Origin of the sequence: Nocardia sp. NPDC056064 (assembly GCF_042266925.1) — a bacterium.
GTDB lineage: Bacteria > Actinomycetota > Actinomycetes > Mycobacteriales > Mycobacteriaceae > Nocardia.
On the sequence record NZ_JBHJWO010000001.1, the window covers coordinates 5,095,067 to 5,111,015 of the forward strand.

A 15,949-nucleotide genomic window follows, 5' to 3' on the forward strand; every position below is an offset into this window, starting at 1 on the left:
GCCCGATCCGGCCGGGACCTGTTCGCCGCACGCGCCGGGGATTCGGCGCCCCTACCCGGCGACCTCGGCGGGAGTGCCGAACCGGTAGTCGCGCAGGTCGAAGTGACCGCTGCGCCAGGCCGACTCCACCGTCGAGGACGGGCGCAGCGGCACGTCACCGTGCGCGTCGAAGTAATAGCTGTTGGCCAGCGCGCAACTGTCCTGCCAGAACACCTGCCCACCCCGGCGGGCCAGCATCTCCCGGAAGAACCGGTCGTTGGCCTCCCCGGTGACCTCCACCCGCGCCGCGCCGAGCCCGCGCGCGTGCCGCAGCACCCGCAGGATATGGCGGGTCTGGTTCTCGATCAGCGTGAAATACGAGGCGCCGTTGTAGCCGTAGGGCCCGATGATGGAGAAGTAGTTGGGAAAGCCCGGCACGCTCACGCCCTCGTAGGCTTGCAGCCGGTTCTCGTCCCACCATTTCTCCAGGTCACGCCCGCCGACGCCGTGCAGATCGTAGGTCGGCATATTGCCCGACTCCATCACCTTGAACCCGGTGGCCAGGATGAGCACGTCGGCCGGATGCTCGACGCCCGCGGCGGTGCGCACGCCGGTGGCGGTGACCTCGGCGATGGCGTCGGTCTCCAGGGTGACGTTCGGCCGGTTGAAGGTGGCCAGGTAGTCGTTGGAGAAACTCGGGCGCTTGCAGCCCAGGGCGTAGTCCGGGGTGAGCGCGGCCCGGACCGCCGGGTCCTTCACCTGCCGTTTCAGATGCGCCAGCCCCGCGCGTTCGCCGATCGCCGCGGTGGGCAGCGAGGTGTAGTAGTGCGCGGCCAGCGGGAAGGTGAACTCGACATAGGTCTGGCTGAGCAGGCGGGTCAGCGTGCGGCCGCCGGGGACCTTCAGTGCCAGGCGGGCGGCGGTGGGCAGCGGCAGATCGGGGCGGGGCAGGCACCAGATGGGGGTGCGCTGGAAGACGGTCAGCCGTTCGACGTGCGGGGCGATCTCCGGGACGACCTGCACCGCCGACGCGCCCGTCCCGATGATCGCCACCCGCTTACCCCGCAGGTCCTGGGTGTGGTCCCAGCGGGAGGTGTGCATGGTGATGCCCGCGAAGTCCTCGATGCCCGCGATCTCGGGCAGTTTGGGCCGGGTGAGCACCCCGGTCGCGCTGATCACGAACCGCGCCGACAGTTCGGTGCCGTCACCGGTGCGCAGCACCCAGCGCTCACCCGCCTCGTCGAAATCGGCCGACAGCACCGTGGTGCCGAACCGGATGCGCGGGCGCAGCCCGTACTTGTCCACACACGATTCGGCGTAGGCCTTGAGCTCGCGGCCCGGCGCGTACACCCGCGACCAGTCGGTGCGCTGCTCGAAGGAGAACTGATAGCTGAACGACGGGATGTCCACGGCGACACCGGGATAGGTGTTCCAGTGCCAGGTCCCGCCGACGCCGTCGGCCTCGTCGACGATCAGGAAGTCCTCGAAGCCGGCCTTGCGCAGCTCGATGGCCGCGCCGATACCGGAGAACCCGGCGCCGACGATGACGATCTCGTGATCGATTCCGGTGGTCATGCAGTCTCCTTCATCCGGATGGCCGAGGCGGGCAGGCGGCCCGCGCGGGTCAGCCTGCGGACGACGTGGTCCGCGTCGTCGGCGTAGACGACGCTGTCCACCCGGTGCTCGATCCCGTCGACGGTGCGCACACCCTGCGGCGCGAGCCGGGCGATCGGCCAGGTGACCAGCGTGCAGTGCGGGTGTCGCAGGGTGCGGTAGTAGCTGTTGTGCACGGCCAGGCCCGCGGCGTCGTCGGGGGTCAGCCGGTGGCGCAGCCACGAATCACTCACCTGGACACGCAGATTCGCGCGCGCCGCGGTGCGCAGCAGTGGTTGGGGCAGCCGCCGAAGCAGCGCGTCGGGCAGCGGCGTGCGGGGCAGGATCCACACCGCGTCGGTCTGGAAGACCGTCACGCGAGCGGCCTCGGCGGCGATGCCCGGCAGCAGCCGGGCGGCCGCCGCGCCGGAACCGATGATCGCGACGCGCTCGCCGGTGAACTCGTGCCGGGGCCGGAACGCCGTGCGGTGCAGTTGCCGTCCGGTGAAGGTGTCGGCGTGTGGTGGAATCATTTCGCCACCGGCTCGTAGGTGAGTTCCTTCGACCAGGACGGCCGGTGCCCGAGAATCCGGACGGGGAAGCGGTCGATGCAGGCATTGGACACATCGGCGAGCAGCTGGAACGGCTGACGCCGGTGGATCGTGGCCTTCCCGTGCATCTTCACCACGTGATACAGCGGCAGCCTGCGGATATCGGGGCTGCGTTCGCCCACGTTCTCGTAGCGGCGCACCGCCTGCCACAGCTTCTCCTCGTCGAGGCCGAGCGCGATGATCGTGGTCGACATGCGCGAGAGCAGCGGCGCGTAGAGCAGGGCGCCGAGCACGAACGACGGGCGCACCGCGAAACCCGCTGTCTCGATGGCGATCTTGCGCAGCGGCCCCGCGCCGAGCTGTTCGAGCACCTGGAAACCGACGGCCAGGTGGCGGGATTCGTCGTTGTTGATGTGCCGGAACACCTGGTGGCACACCGGATCGTCGACCTCGTCGAGCAGGAACTTGACCAGCGCGCCGTCCAGGGCGGTCTCCAGCGACGGGATGACGGTGCCGAGCACCGGCAGGCTCAGGCTCTCGGCGTAGCGGTCCAGCCAGCTGATCACCAGGCGGATGTTCTTGTTGGGCACCGGCATCGCGTCGCCATCGAGCATGCCCCAGCGCCGCATCAGCGCCAGCTCGGCATTGGCGTGCTTCTGTTCCTCGGCGTGGAAGTGCCGGTAGATCTCGCGCAGCGCGCCGGGTGGCGCCTGCCGAACGAGCGCCGCGAAACCGCGGGCGCCCACGTGCTCGATCCACACCAGATCGGACATGAAGGCAGCCAGCCGGGGGCGTTGTTCGTCGGTGATGGTCTCGGCACCGGGTGCGTCCCAGTCGATATCGGCCAGTGCCCATTGCCGGGCGCGGACGGTGGCGAGCATGTCCGGATATGCGAACGTCATTGTTCGACCTCCTCGGGGGTGGTGGATCAGCGCACGACCCGCTCCAGCAGGCCCGCCGAACGGGTGTAGGTGGTGGGCATCCAGCGTTTGGCCTGCCAGAGCAGCTTGGCCTCGAGCTGGGGGACGACGTAGAGCTCGCCGCGATCGACGGCGTCGAGGGTGGCGCGGGCGATGGTGTCGGGTGAGCGGCCGGTCCAGCGCAGCAGCAGCCCGCCGAGGCGCTCGGCGGTCTCGTCCATCGGCGAATCCGCCTGCATGATCCCGGTTTTCACGCCGGTGGGGCACAGCACCGTGACCCCGACGCCGGTGCCGGCGAGCTCGGCGGCCATCGTCTCCGAGAGCGCGAGCACGCCCGCCTTGCTGACGTTGTAGGCGGCCATCCGTGGCGCGGCGCCGAACGCGGCGGCCGAGGCCACATTGACCAGCGCGCCGCGCCCCGCCGCGCGCAGGACCGGCGCGAAGACGTGACAGCCGTGGATGACGCCCCACAGGTTCACCCCGAGCGTGCGCTGCCAGTCGTCGAGGGTGAACTCGCCGACCGGCGGGCCGCCCGCGCCGATCCCGGCATTGTTGATCACCACCGTGGGCGCGTCGCCGAACCAGTCGCGCGCGGTCTCGGCCAGCCCGCTGACCTCCCCGATCACGGTGACATCGCAGCCGGCGCCGATGGCCTTGCCGCCCGCGGCCTCGACCAGGTCGGCGGTGTCGGCGGCGCGTCCGGAGTCGATGTCGGAGCAGAGCACCCGGCCGCCGCGCCTGCCCAGTTCCACCGCGAAGGCGCGGCCGATGCCGCTGCCCGCGCCGGTGACCACGGCGTCGGCGCGGGTGGTCCGGCGGGGACCGCCGAAGGGAAACAGTCGCATGGCAACTCCCGGTTCGCCCGGTGCCGGTCCGCAACTGGTGGCGTCTGCCACCATTGGCCGCACCTGACACCAATTAGGCGCGTGACGGGGTACTTTGTCAACCATGGATGTACGTGCACCGGCCCGCACCTGGGGTGGGCGGACCGCCGACGAGCGCAGGGCGCAGCGGCGCGAGGCGCTGGTGTCCGCGGCGCTGGACATCTGGCTCGACAGCGGCTGGGCCGCGGTGACCATGCGCGGAGTGTGTCAGCGGGCCGGGCTCAACGACCGGTACTTCTACGAGAACTTCGCCGACCGCGACGAGTTGCTCGGGGTGGCCTGGGACGAGGTGTGCGCCGAGGTCTTCGCTGATCTCGCCGTGGTGGTGGCGGAGAACAGCGAGCGCACCCCGCTGGAGATCCTGCACGCGGCGATCACGCGGGCGGTGGCCCTGCAGACCGATCAGCGCGGCCGCGCCCGCATCCTGCTGGCCGAGCACGCGGGCAGCGCGGTGCTCGAACGGCGCCGCCAGAGCATGCTCACCGACTCCACCACCCTGCTGACCGCGGTCGCCTGGCCCTACCTGCGCGACGGCATCGACGAGACGGCGTTCCGGATGAGCACGCTGGCAGGTATCGGCGGCTTCATCGAGCTGCTCACCGCCTGGCGCAGCGGCGCCCTCGACGTGGACGCCGAGCGCCTGGTCGAACACACCGCCGCCATCGCCGTGCAGCTCGGCGGGGCGTTCCTGCCGCCGGAGGTGATCGGCGGCTAGACGGTGCGCCGGTACTGCCCGCCCACTGCGAAGAAGGCGTCGGTGACCTGCTGCAAGGTGCACACCCGCGCGGCGTCCATCAGCACCTCGAAGATATTGCCGTCGGTATGGGCCACCTCGGTCAGCCGGGCCAGCGCGCGATGGGCCTGCTCGCTGTGCTCGTCGCGGAACTCGCGCAGCCGGGTGAGCTGGGACCGGCGTTCGGCCTCGGTGCCGCGGGCCAGTTCGATCGGGCCGTGCGCGGCGGCGTCGTCGGGTCCGCGGAAGGTGTTCACCCCGACGATCGGCAGGGTGCCGTCGTGTTTGCGCTGTTCGTAGTGCAGGGACTCGTCCTGGATGCGGCCGCGCTGATAACCGGTCTCCATGGCGCCGAGCACGCCGCCGCGTTCACTGATCCGCTCGAATTCGAGTAGTACCGCCTCTTCGACCAGATCGGTGAGTTCGTCGACGACGAAACTGCCCTGCAGCGGATTCTCGTTCATCGCCAGACCCCATTCCTTGGCGATGATCAGCTGGATCGCCAGCGCGCGCCGGACCGAATCCTCGGTGGGCGTGGTGACGGCCTCGTCGAAGGCGTTGGTGTGCAGGCTGTTGCAGTTGTCGTAGACCGCGATCAGCGCCTGCAGGGTGGTGCGGATGTCGTTGAACTGCATTTCCTGTGCGTGCAGCGAGCGACCCGAGGTCTGCACGTGGTACTTGAGTTTCTGCGCGCGATCGCTCGCGCCGTAGCGCTCGCGCAGCGCGATCGCCCAGATCCGGCGGGCGACCCGGCCGATCACGGTGTATTCGGGGTCCATGCCGTTGGAGAAGAAGAACGACAGATTCGGCGCGAAATCGTCGATCGCCAGACCGCGCGCCAGATAGGTCTCCACATAGGTGAAGCCGTTGGCCAGGGTGAAGGCGAGCTGGCTGATCGGGTTCGCACCCGCCTCGGCGATGTGATAGCCGGAAATGGACACCGAATAGAAATTGCGGACAGTGTTGCGCACGAACCATTCCTGGACGTCGGCCATCATGCGCAGGCTGAATTCGGTGGAGAACAGACAGGTGTTCTGGCCCTGGTCCTCCTTGAGAATGTCGGCCTGCACGGTGCCGCGCACGGTCGACAGGGTGCGCGCCCGGATCTCGGCGGCCTCCTGCGCGGTAGGCGCGCGGCCCTCGGCCTCGGTGAAGCGGTCGCGCGCCTGGTCGATCGCGGCATTGAGGAAGAAGGCGAGGATGGTCGGGGCGGGGCCGTTGATGGTCATCGAGACCGAGGTGGTGGGCGCGCAGAGGTCGAAACCGTCGAACAGGGTGCGCATGTCCTCGATGGTGGCCACCGAGACGCCCGAGGTGCCGACCTTGCCGTAGATGTCCGGACGCTCGGCCGGGTCGTGACCGTAGAGGGTCACCGAATCGAAGGCGGTGGACAGGCGGGTGGCCTCGGCGTGCGCGCTGAGAACCTTGAAGCGGCGGTTGGTGCGGGCCGGATCGCCCTCACCGGCGAACATGCGCGCGGGGTCCTCGTTGTCGCGCTTGAACGGGAAGACGCCCGCGGTGAACGGGAATCGGCCGGGCAGGTTCTCCGCGCGCAGGAAACGCAGCAGTTCGCCGTGGTCGGTGTAGAGCGGCAGGGCGACGCGCGGAATGCTGGAGCCGGACAGGGATTCGCGGCGCAGCGGGGTGCGCAGTTCGCGGTCGCGCACGCGGACCACCTGCTCCTGCCCGCGATAGCTCTCGGCGAGCGCGGGCCAGTCGGCCAGCAGGGCGGCGGATTCGGGAGACAGGGCGGCGCGGGCGCGGTCGAGCAGCTCGGTGACGGCGGTGTCGTCGGGCAGTTCGTCGTGTACCAGGCTCAGTCGTTGAATCCGTTGTGCCGCAGCGCACTCCGTGACCGTCGTGGCGTGGTAGGCGCGGACGGTCTCGGCGATCTCGGCCAGGTAGCGGACCCGGGCGGGCGGAACGAGCTGGGCGAAGCGGGTGGAGACCCTGGTGTCCACCCGGGGCAGCGCGCCGGGTTCGAGGTGCAGGCCGTGGCCGGTGAGCAGGCCGGTCAGGTGCTGGTAGAGGGCGGTGACGCCGTCGTCGTCGAAGGTGGCGGCACTGGTGCCGAAGACCGGCATGTCGGCGGGGGTGGCGCCGAATTCCGCACGGTTGCGGATCAATTGGCGTGCCACATCGCGCACCGCGTCGGCCGCGCCCCGGCGCTCGTACTTGTTGACCGCGACCACGTCGGCGTAGTCGAGCATGTCGATCTTCTCGAGCTGGGAGGCGGCGCCGAACTCGGGCGTCATCACGTACAGCGCCACGTCGACGTGGTCGACGATGCCCGCGTCGCCCTGGCCGATGCCCGGGGTCTCCAGCACGACCAGGTCGTACCCGGCGGCCTTGCAGGCGGCGATCATGGTGTCGATGCCGTCGGGCAGTTCGTGATTGCCGCGGGTGGCCAGGGAACGGAAGTAGACGTGTTCGCCGTCCAGGGCGTTCATCCGGATGCGGTCGCCGAGCAGGGCGCCGCCCGCGCGCCTGCGGGTCGGGTCGACGGCCAGCACCGCGACGCGCAGCTTGTCCTGCTGGTCGGTGCGGAGCCTGCGCACCAATTCGTCGGTGAGCGAGGACTTTCCGGAGCCGCCGGTGCCGGTGATCCCGAGGACGGGCACGCGGCGCTTGGCCGCGGCCGCCAGGATCGCCGTGCGGTCCGAGTCGTTCAGCGCGCCCTGCTGGAGGCAGGTGAGGGTGCGGGCCAGGGCGTTGCGGTCGCCGGTGTAGAGGGCGTCCAGGTCGGGAGGTTCGGCGGCCGGGTCCACATCGCACTCGCGGATCAGCTCGTTGATCATGCCGGGCAGGCCGAGGCGCTGACCGTCCTCGGGGGAGAAGATCCGCACCCCGCCGCGGGCCAGCCGCTCGATCTCCTCGGCGACGATCACCCCGCCACCTCCGCCGAAGATCCGCACATGGCCGGCGCCCGCCTCGCGCAGCGACCGGGCGAGGTATTCGAAGAACTCGATGTGGCCGCCCTGATACGAGCTCACCGCCACGCCCTGCGCGTCTTCTTCGCGCACCGCGTCGACGATCTCGCGGACCGAGCGGTTGTGGCCCAGGTGGATCACCTCGGCGCCCTGGCTCTGCAGGATCCGCCGCATGATGTTGATCGCGGCGTCGTGACCGTCGAACAGCGCCGCCGACGTCACGAACCGCACCGGATGAACAGGTACATGCAGTGCGCTGGACTCGCCCATGGGATTCCTCCGCCGACTGGTCGCACGCCCGATACTCGGACATCAAACTAATTCTAGTGTGAACGGCGTCACTGTGCCGGGAAACGCTCCGCCGTGCTGGGCCGGGATTCGGCCCCCGCTCGACATACTGCACGGATGGTTCGCGAGCACAGGGTGGGTGTGGCGCTGGAACGGCTGGTGGCGTCGGGGGTGATCAGCGGCGAGCAGCGCGCGGCGGTCCTGCGCGCGGTCGACGAGCAGGAACGGGCGGGCCGGGCGCCCGCGGGACGGGTCGCCGCGGAGATCGTCGCCTATCTCGGGGCCGGGCTGGTCGCGGCGGGGTTGGCCCTGTTCCTCGGGCGGGCGTGGAGCGAGGTGGCGCAGTCGGGGCGGGTGGTGCTGCTGGCGGTCGTGGCCGGGTGCGCGGTCGGCGGGGCCGTGATCCTGGCGGGCGGGTGCCGCGGGGTGTTCCGGCGGGTGCCGATCGCCGGGGCCGGGCGGGTGCGGCTGGCGGCGGTGCTGCTGGTGCTCGCGGCCGGGGCGACGGCCGGGGCGGTGGCGACGGCGTTCGGCGAGCACGGCACCGCCGGGCCTCCGGCCGTGCTCGCCGGACTGCTGGTCGCGGTGCTCGGGTATCTGCTGGTGCCGACCGTGCTGGGCATGGTCGCGGTGGCCGGGTTCGGTGTCGCGGCGGTGTACGCGGTGAGCGATGCCGTCGTCGTCCGCTCGCCGTGGCAGGGGATCGCGCTGCTGGTGTTCGGTGGGATGTGGTTCGGCCTGGCCTGGGCGCGGCTGCTGGTCGCGGAGTGGGCCGGATACCTGCTCGGCGGGGTGATCGCGGTGCTCGGCGCGCAGTCGGTGACCTTCGGGGATTCGCTGTGGCGGCCGCTGCTCACCGGGCTGATCGGGCTGGGCTGCCTGGGGCTCTACGCGCTGCGGCGCGAGCCGGTGCTGGTGGTGGGCGGGGCGGCGACGGTGGCGATCGCGGTGGGTCAGCTGGTCGCCGAGCAAACCGGCGGCGGTCCGGCGGTGGCGAGCCTGGTGCTGGCGATCGGGGCGGTGGTGCTCACGGTGGGACTGATCGTGCTGGTGCTGCGTCCGAGGTAGCCGTGGGTGCGCCGAATGGGTCCGGTGCCCGTCGAAGCCGCGTGCGGGTGCTCAGCGCAGCAGCGTGGTCTGCTGGGCGCGGATCGTGCGGAAGAAGCGCGGGCCCACATCGCTGCCGTCGTGGTTGTAGCTGTCGATGATCTCGGCCAGCTCCTCGGCGAAACCGCGCAGGTCGGCGGTCGCGGTGGTGCGCTCGAACTCGTCGGCCTCCCAGCCCCACTCCGGCGGGATGTCGTCGATGGTGACGACGATCTGGTCGGCGAACGGCGTGCTCACCCGCACGGTGACCTCGGCGGGCGCGGCCGCCAGCGGACTGTGCACGCGCACCTCACCGGGTTCGCCCGCTACCGAGAACAGCCGGGCGAAGGTGATGTCCTCGCGCACCGACTCCACGATCGAGGACGTACTGGCGTGCCTGCCGGGCCGGTCGTGCCGGGCGCCGTAGACCCGGTCCGGATGCGTGGCCGCGGGCCCGGCGGGGGACTTGCGCAGGATGCGGTCGAGCATGCGCTGGGCGGTGGCCCGCTCGCCCGCGCCGGTGTTCTCGTGGTCGATGAGTGCCCGCAGGCGGCTGATCCGCACGAAGTGGTCGGTGCCCATGTCCCGATTGTGCCGCAGCGAGGCGCGAACGGAAGGCCGCGCACGGGGCGTGCCGCGAGTGCCGTCGCGGCTCGGTATCGTTCGGGCATCCGTGACCACTGAGGAACAAGAGGGTGCCGTGACCGAATTCGAGACGATTCTGCTGGAGCGCAAGGGCGGCGCGGACGGGAAGGGCGGGGTCGGCTGGATCACGCTGAACCGGCCCAAGGCCCTCAACGCCCTCAACGCCCAGGTCCTCGACGACGTCGTCGCCGCGCTCGACGAACTCGAGAACGACGACTCCATCGGCGCCGTGGTGATCACCGGCTCGGAGAAGGCCTTCGCGGCGGGCGCCGACATCAAGGAGATGGCGCCCAAGTCGTACATGGACATGTTCATGGCCGATTTCTTCGCCCGCTGGGACCGCCTGGCGAACTTCCGCAAGCCCACCATCGCCGCCGTGGCAGGCTACGCCCTCGGCGGTGGCTGTGAGCTGGCCATGCTGTGCGACATCCTCATCGCCGCCGACAACGCCAAGTTCGGTCAGCCCGAGATCAAGCTCGGCGTGATCCCCGGCATCGGCGGCTCGCAGCGGCTGACCCGCGCCGTCGGCAAGGCCAAGGCCATGGACCTGATCCTGACCGGCCGCAACATGGGCGCCGAGGAAGCCGAGCGGGCCGGTCTGGTCTCGCGCATCGTGCCCGCCGACCAGCTGCTCGACACCGCGCTCGAGACCGCCCAGACCATCGCCTCGATGTCGCTGCCGGTGGCCATGATCGCCAAGGAGGCGGTGAACCGCTCCTTCGAGACCACCCTGGGCGAGGGCCTGCGGTTCGAGCGCCGGGTGTTCCACTCGCTGTTCGCCACCGACGATCAGAAGGAAGGCATGGCCGCCTTCGTCGAGAAGCGGCCGGCGAACTTCACCAACAGCTAATTCGGTTTCCAGCGCGGCGAACCGTCGAGGAACTGCGCGGTGGGCGGCGTGGTCCCCTTCTCGGGGGACCGCGGCGCGCTGTCGGTGCCGATCAGCCCGGCCACCGCACCGCCCAGGGTGGCCGTGACCGCCACCGCGGCGAGCAGTCTGCGCCGGGCCGGGCGAAGCTGTCCGGCCCGGGCGGCCTCGGCCGCGCCCGCGCGCAGGCGGGTCATCCGCAGGCGGGCCGAGGGCCGTCGCGCGGCCAGCAGCACCGCGCCCCTGGCCGAGACGTACTCCGGTTCCGGGTCGTAGACCAGCGGCAGACCCACCAGCCCGGCCAGATCCGCGCGCAGGGTCGGATTGCGGGTGCATCCGCCAAGCAGCACCAGCGCACCGGGCCTCACCCCGGTCTCGGCGATCAGCTGCCGCACGAAACCGGCCGAATGCCGCAACCCCTCGTCACACAGTCCGGCCAGGTCGCTGCGGGTCAGCACCGCGCGCTCGCCGGTGTAGGCGTCGGTGGCGGTGACCACTCGCTCCCGGCTCAGCGATTCGCGATGCGCGCGGCTGGTGCGCGCGTCGGTGGCGACGCCGTCGCGGGCCAGCTGCCAGCGCAGCAGCGCGTCGTAGCCGTCGCCGCTCAGGACGGTGCTGCGCCTGCTCGCCAGGATGGTGTCGGTGCGGCAGTCGGCGTGGGTGATGGTCAGGCCCGAGCAGCCGAGGTCGTAGAGGATCACCGAGTCGGCGGCGGGGAGCTGACCGGTGAAGCGCAGATAGCGCAGCTGGGCGAGGGGTTCGTCGACGATGGCCAGTGACTGTCCGGCGGCGGCGCGCACGGCGTCGGCGTGCAGTTCCGACCGGCAGGTGACCACCGTGTCGGTGACGCATTCGTCGCGGGCCAGCGCGGCCACCCGCATCCGGCGCACCGCCGTGAGCACCGATTCGGCGACCGAGGCGCCGGGCCTGCGCGGCACCCTGACCCGGTCCAGGGGCGGGAGCTGGGGTTGATCGGAGTGGGTCAGCACGGCGCGAGCACCGCCCGCACCCGCCGAGACCCCCAGGACCAGCACCATGCGGTCCATGGTGACCGCTTTTGCCCCGGCTGCCAAGGGTGCCGGGAGGTTATTCCGGGTCGGGCCGCCAGGTCGCGTGGAATGCGAGGTTTTCCGGGTCGCCGGTCTCGAAGTCGCCCGCGTCGTGGCGGAACTGCGCCAGCAGTCGCAGCAGCTCGCGCCCGCTTTCCGGTGGCAGACCGGGCTCGGCGAAGACCTGCGCGTTGAGTGCCTCCGTCGCCGCTGCCACGGATTCCCTTCCGGCAGTGGTGATCTCGATCAGGGTCGCCCGGCGATCGGTGGGATGGGGCACCCGGTTCACCAGGCCGGCCGCCTCCAACCGGTCGACGGTATTGGTCACGCTGGTCGGATGCACCTGTAACCGGGCGCTGGCCTTGGCCATCGGCAGGGCGCCGGTCTTGCTGAAACTGAGCAGTTGCAGCAGCTCATAGCGGGAAAAGGTGAGTCCGGAGGGCTTGAGTGCCACGTCGACCCGGGCCATCACGATCTGCTGGGCGCGCACCAGGGAGGTCACCAGCGCCATCCCGTCGGCCACCGAACCCCAGCCGTGTTCGATCCACTGCCGGTACGCCTCGGCGATGGGGTCCTGGGAAAGCGGTCCGGGTCGTGACATGAATCCGATCATTTCACGACCCGGACCGCTTTCCCCGTTGGAGCGAGCGGCGGGAATTGAACCCGCGTTAACGGCTTTGCAGACCGTTGCCTAAACCACTCAGCCACGCCCGCCTCGCCATTGATAGTGCCGTGCGCGGGCGCCGCGGACGAGAGTTGCGATCAGCGTGATCCGAACCCATCTCAGCGCAACCCGGCCTCGGTGAGCAGCGCGTCGGCGCGCACCGCGTCGAGCCGGGCGGGGTCGATGACCGGCGCCGTGAGCCCGGCCTGCGGCGGCAGGGCGGGGTCGGCGCCGATATCGTCCGCGACCGGATACTGCATCGAACCGCCGTCGCGAACGATTTCCTGACCCATCCGCCCCGTGACGAATGCGAGGAATTTCCGGGCCTGTTCGTGTTTCGTGCTCGACCGCAGCACGGCCCCACCGCCGACACTCAGGAATGCGCCCGGGTCCTGGCCGGGAAAGGTGTGCAGCGCGGTCGTGGCCTGCTGACCGGTGGCCCGGTACCAGGCATTCTGGAAGGCCAGCCCGGACGCGGGACGGCCCGTGCTCACCGCCGCGACGACCGCGGCACCGTCGGGCAACGTCACCGCGTTCGCCCGCACACCCCGCAACCAGGCCCGGGTCGCGTCCTCGCCGCGCTGCGCCAGCAGACCCGCCACGATCGCCTGGAAATCCGAACTCGCCGCCGCCGCGGCCCACCGGCCCTGCCACCTCGGCTGGGCCAGATCTAGCATCGAGGTGGGCAGTTCCCCGACCGGCAGACCCGTGAGGTTGTAGACGAATCCTGTTGTGCGCACGGTGGTTCCGACCCAGGTGTCGGTGGCGGGTCGATACCGCTGCGGCACCTGGTCCACGGTGGCGCGGTCGAGTTCGGCGAAGAGTCCGGCGTCGTCGACGAGGGTCATCACCGGCGCGTTCGCGCTGAGAAAGGCGTCGGCGGGGGAGTCGGCCCCTTCCTCGACCAACTGATCACCCAGCGCGGCATCACCCCCGGATCGCACGATCACCTCGATCCCCGTCTGCTCGGTGAACGCCGCCGCCCACTCGGCCACCAACCCCACGTCCTGCCCGCTGTACACGGTGATCTCGTCACGCCCCGCCGACGACCCACACCCCCCGAGCCCGAACACCACCACCAGCGTCGCCGCCAGCAGCCACCGGCCGCGCACGATCATCGACGTCCTTCCCGCCCCGGGGTTGTGAGGCTTCCTCCAGCAAAATACCCCGGGCGGCAAGGAGGTTCGGTCAGTGTTTGGTGGCCGGGACCGAGCAGATCTTCCAGGTGCCGTCTTCCTTGGCGAGGTGTTCCTCGGTGCTGGACTCGGTGTTGGGTTCCTCGCCCTCGACCGAGAGGGTGAGCTGGCCGGTGACGGTGGCCTTGGCGGTGTCGCCGGTGACGACGATGTCCTTGACCTCGTCGATGGTCACCTGGACGGTGGCCGCGTCGAACTGCTTGCGCTGCTCGTCGGAGAGGTTGTCGATCTCGGTGCGGTCGGCGGTGCAGGCCAGGGCCGCGGCGGCGATGAAGCCCTCGGAGTCGAGGGTGTCGTAGAAGTCGCGGATGGCGACCTCGATCTTCTTCTCGTCCGAGGACAGCGGCGTGCGGCCCTGCAGGGTGAGCACGACACCGGTGATCACCGCGCCGATCACCACCAGGGCGAGGATGCCGAGCCCGACGAACAGGCCGGTCCGCTTCTTCTTCGGCGGCTGCGGCGGCGGGAACACATCGGGATTGCCCGGTGCGCCGGGAACCGGGTTCGCGCCGCCCTCGAAACCGGCGTGCGGATATCCCGGCGGCCCGGAAGGAATGTTCGGTGGCTGCTGCCCCTCGGGGGGATTGGTCATGGCCCGCTCCTGATGTCATCGGGGGCCTGGCCCCCGCAACCGCTGTGGAACCGAACTCAAAGCAAACGAGGCCCCGACCGAACGGACGGGACCTCGAACTGCTGTGCCCTCGGCAGGATTCGAACCTGCGGCCTTCTGCTCCGGAGGCAGACGCTCTATCCCCTGAGCTACGAGGGCGGGATAGTGGCCGGTCGCTGTGGGGCGATCGGGCAGCGACAGCGTATCGCATGGAGTGCGGTGCGCCAAAAACGGTGCCGGGCCGGGTGGTTGACCCGGTCCGGCACCGGGGTCAGTTCAGCGGCAGCGGGGTGGCGCCGCGGGCGGCGAGCATGCTCGTCATCAGCGCGGATTCGCTGGCCTGGGCCTTGGCCATCTGCTGGGCCAGCAGCCGCACCGCGGCGACGTCGGCGTGTTCGGCCGCGTACTCGGCCATCGGCGCGCCGCCCTGGTGGTGGCGCAGCATCAGCTGCAGGAACATGGTGTCCAGCGCCGGACCGGTGGCCTGGCGCAAGGCCGTCATCTCCTCCTGACTGGCCATGCCGGGCATGGTGGTCATCGGGCCCGACATCTCGTGCTCGGTGGCGCCGCCGTGGCCGTGCGCGCCGTCGCCGTGCTCGCTCATCCAGCCCATGAACCCGTCGACGTTCTGGTTGGTCTCGCCCCACAGCTGCAACCAGGCCTGCATGCGGCCGATCTGGTTCTGCTGGGTGGTGAGGATGTCGTAGGCGAGCCTGCGCACGTCGTTGTCGGTCGAGGCGATCAGCGCCACGCCGGCCATGTCGACGGCCTGGGCGTGGTGGGCGGCCATGTCCTGGCTGAAACCGATGTCGACCGGGCCGGGGGCGGGGTCGTCGGCCTTGTCCAGCGGCATCCGCAGCAGCACGCCCGCCACCGCGCCGAGCAGCAGCAGCCCGATGGCGCCGAGTACCAGGATCGCCCCGGCCGGGCGGCGGGTGCCCGGCTCGGGTGCGGTCTCCTCGGGTTCGACCTCGGTGCTCACTACTGACCCGAGGGCAGGCCGCCGGGCATCGGGATGCTCGGGACGCCGGGGATGCCCCCGCCGCCCGCGCCGGCGAGTTCGGACTGGTCCTGGCTCAGGCCCGCGCCGTCCATCGGCACCGCTTCGGGGCCGTAGGGCGAGGAGTCGAACGGCGGCGGGTTGTTCGCGTCGAAGATCGGGTTCGAGCAGCTCGCGCCGACCTCGGGGTAGGCGTAGGGGTTCTCGCGCAGGGCGGAGATGAACTGCTTGATGCGCGCGTCGTCGGCGGAGTCCAGCTTGAGCTGGTGACCCCACGACTGCAGCGAGATGGCCGAGTCCAGGCCGGGGTACGGCGACATCAGGCTGAACTGACGGCCCTTGACGAAGTTCGACAGCTTCTCCACGCCCGCGGCGTCGACCTTGTCGGGGTTGTAGGCGATCCAGACCGCACCGTGCTCGAGCGAGTGCACCGCGTTCTCCATGCGGATCGGCTTGGCGTAGACGGTGCCGGTGCAGTTGGCCCAGGCGCCGTCGTGCGGGCCGCCGTAGGCGGGGGACTTGTCATAGGCCACCCGCTGCTCCGGGGTGACGTGCAGCCCGGCGGGGTAGTCCTGCTTGACGACGCCCTCGATCTTGGCCGACGGGTCCTGGTTGTCCTTGGAGGGCACCCATTCCTTGAGGTCGGTCTGCGCCTCGCGGATCGCGGCCTGGTCCAGGTACTTGGGCACCAGGCTGTAGGCCAGCAGGCCGATCAGCGCCACGATGGCGACACCCGCGCCGAGCAGCGCCCACGGGACCTCCCGCTTCTTCCCGGGAAGCTTTCCCTTTCCGGGTTTGCGCGACGGAGACGATTTCCCCGCGGCCCGGACGGCCTTGGCTGATGTGGCGCTGGTCCTGCTCGGCATCGCTGGATGTGCTCTTTCGACGTGTGGATCGGGACGTTCGTACCGGGCGGTCGTGGTTGCGAGGCGCCCAGCCAATAGGATAGAGAC

15 protein-coding genes and 2 tRNA genes are annotated in these 15,949 nt (G+C 70.5%); 3 read left to right on the top strand and 14 right to left on the bottom strand.

The window, feature by feature from the left end; genetic code table 11:
- Positions 1-51: 51 nt before the first annotated feature.
- From ACFC06_RS23595 to ACFC06_RS23610, 4 genes are read right to left on the bottom strand one after another with little or no spacing between them, the layout of a single operon-like run.
- Positions 52-1,554, bottom strand: coding sequence for a flavin-containing monooxygenase (locus tag ACFC06_RS23595; RefSeq protein WP_375934992.1), 1,503 nt, complete (start codon positions 1,552-1,554; stop codon positions 52-54).
- The gene (locus ACFC06_RS23600) at positions 1,551-2,105 is read right to left on the bottom strand and encodes an NAD(P)/FAD-dependent oxidoreductase (protein WP_375934995.1); all 555 of its coding nucleotides are present in this window, start codon (positions 2,103-2,105) and stop codon (positions 1,551-1,553) included. The genes ACFC06_RS23595 and ACFC06_RS23600 overlap by 4 nt, the downstream gene beginning before the upstream one ends.
- Complete coding sequence (locus ACFC06_RS23605; protein ID WP_375934998.1) at positions 2,102-3,025, bottom strand: ferritin-like domain-containing protein; 924 nt, start codon at positions 3,023-3,025, stop codon at positions 2,102-2,104. Before ACFC06_RS23605 ends, ACFC06_RS23600 begins: the two co-directional genes overlap by 4 nt.
- Positions 3,026-3,051: 26 nt before the next feature.
- Positions 3,052-3,888 (bottom strand): SDR family NAD(P)-dependent oxidoreductase, encoded by an 837-nt coding sequence (locus ACFC06_RS23610; RefSeq protein WP_375935000.1) that lies wholly within the window; start codon positions 3,886-3,888, stop codon positions 3,052-3,054.
- Positions 3,889-3,991: 103 nt separating this feature from the next.
- Here ACFC06_RS23610 and ACFC06_RS23615 point away from each other — a divergent pair, with 103 nt between their 5' ends.
- Positions 3,992-4,642: a TetR/AcrR family transcriptional regulator gene (locus ACFC06_RS23615; protein ID WP_375935003.1), complete on the top strand. Its 651-nt coding sequence runs from the start codon at positions 3,992-3,994 to the stop codon at positions 4,640-4,642.
- Here the strand turns inward: ACFC06_RS23615 and icmF are convergent.
- Positions 4,639-7,860 carry a fused isobutyryl-CoA mutase/GTPase IcmF gene (gene icmF / locus ACFC06_RS23620; protein WP_375935005.1) on the bottom strand — a complete coding sequence of 1,074 codons (3,222 nt, stop codon included), beginning with the start codon at positions 7,858-7,860 and terminating at the stop codon, positions 4,639-4,641. The genes ACFC06_RS23615 and icmF overlap by 4 nt on opposite strands.
- A gap of 135 nt (positions 7,861-7,995) precedes the next feature.
- Between icmF and ACFC06_RS23625 the strand changes: the two genes are divergently transcribed.
- The gene (locus tag ACFC06_RS23625) at positions 7,996-8,946 is read left to right on the top strand and encodes a DUF2157 domain-containing protein (protein ID WP_375935008.1); all 951 of its coding nucleotides are present in this window, start codon (positions 7,996-7,998) and stop codon (positions 8,944-8,946) included.
- Positions 8,947-8,997: 51 nt separating this feature from the next.
- Here the strand turns inward: ACFC06_RS23625 and ACFC06_RS23630 are convergent, their stop codons facing one another.
- Complete coding sequence (locus ACFC06_RS23630; protein ID WP_375935011.1) at positions 8,998-9,546, bottom strand: hypothetical protein; 549 nt, start codon at positions 9,544-9,546, stop codon at positions 8,998-9,000.
- A gap of 118 nt (positions 9,547-9,664) precedes the next feature.
- Here ACFC06_RS23630 and ACFC06_RS23635 point away from each other — a divergent pair, with 118 nt between their 5' ends.
- Positions 9,665-10,459, top strand: a complete 795-nt coding sequence (locus ACFC06_RS23635; protein WP_375935013.1) for an enoyl-CoA hydratase — start codon at positions 9,665-9,667, stop codon at positions 10,457-10,459.
- On the opposite strand, the gene ACFC06_RS23640 is transcribed toward ACFC06_RS23635, so the two are convergent.
- The 8 genes from ACFC06_RS23640 to ACFC06_RS23675 form a co-directional block, all read right to left on the bottom strand.
- Positions 10,456-11,514, bottom strand: a complete 1,059-nt coding sequence (locus ACFC06_RS23640; protein ID WP_375935016.1) for a hypothetical protein — start codon at positions 11,512-11,514, stop codon at positions 10,456-10,458. The two genes, ACFC06_RS23635 and ACFC06_RS23640, sit on opposite strands and share 4 nt — an antisense overlap.
- Before the next feature lie 49 nt (positions 11,515-11,563).
- On the bottom strand, positions 11,564-12,127 hold the full coding sequence (locus ACFC06_RS23645) for a MarR family winged helix-turn-helix transcriptional regulator (RefSeq protein WP_375935019.1): 564 nt from the start codon (positions 12,125-12,127) through the stop codon (positions 11,564-11,566).
- Between the two features lie 38 nt (positions 12,128-12,165).
- Positions 12,166-12,240: transfer RNA gene (locus ACFC06_RS23650), tRNA-Cys, on the bottom strand.
- A gap of 69 nt (positions 12,241-12,309) precedes the next feature.
- Positions 12,310-13,308: an extracellular solute-binding protein gene (locus tag ACFC06_RS23655; RefSeq protein WP_375935022.1), complete on the bottom strand. Its 999-nt coding sequence runs from the start codon at positions 13,306-13,308 to the stop codon at positions 12,310-12,312.
- 70 nt (positions 13,309-13,378) lie between these two features.
- Positions 13,379-13,978, bottom strand: coding sequence for a hypothetical protein (locus ACFC06_RS23660; protein ID WP_375935025.1), 600 nt, complete (start codon positions 13,976-13,978; stop codon positions 13,379-13,381).
- A gap of 104 nt (positions 13,979-14,082) precedes the next feature.
- Positions 14,083-14,155 (bottom strand) — tRNA-Arg (locus tag ACFC06_RS23665).
- A 112-nt stretch (positions 14,156-14,267) separates the two neighbouring features.
- On the bottom strand, positions 14,268-14,978 hold the full coding sequence (locus tag ACFC06_RS23670; RefSeq protein WP_375935027.1) for a DUF305 domain-containing protein: 711 nt from the start codon (positions 14,976-14,978) through the stop codon (positions 14,268-14,270).
- Positions 14,978-15,862: a DUF3105 domain-containing protein gene (locus tag ACFC06_RS23675; protein WP_375935030.1), complete on the bottom strand. Its 885-nt coding sequence runs from the start codon at positions 15,860-15,862 to the stop codon at positions 14,978-14,980. The genes ACFC06_RS23670 and ACFC06_RS23675 overlap by 1 nt, the downstream gene beginning before the upstream one ends.
- Positions 15,863-15,949 lie beyond the last annotated feature (87 nt).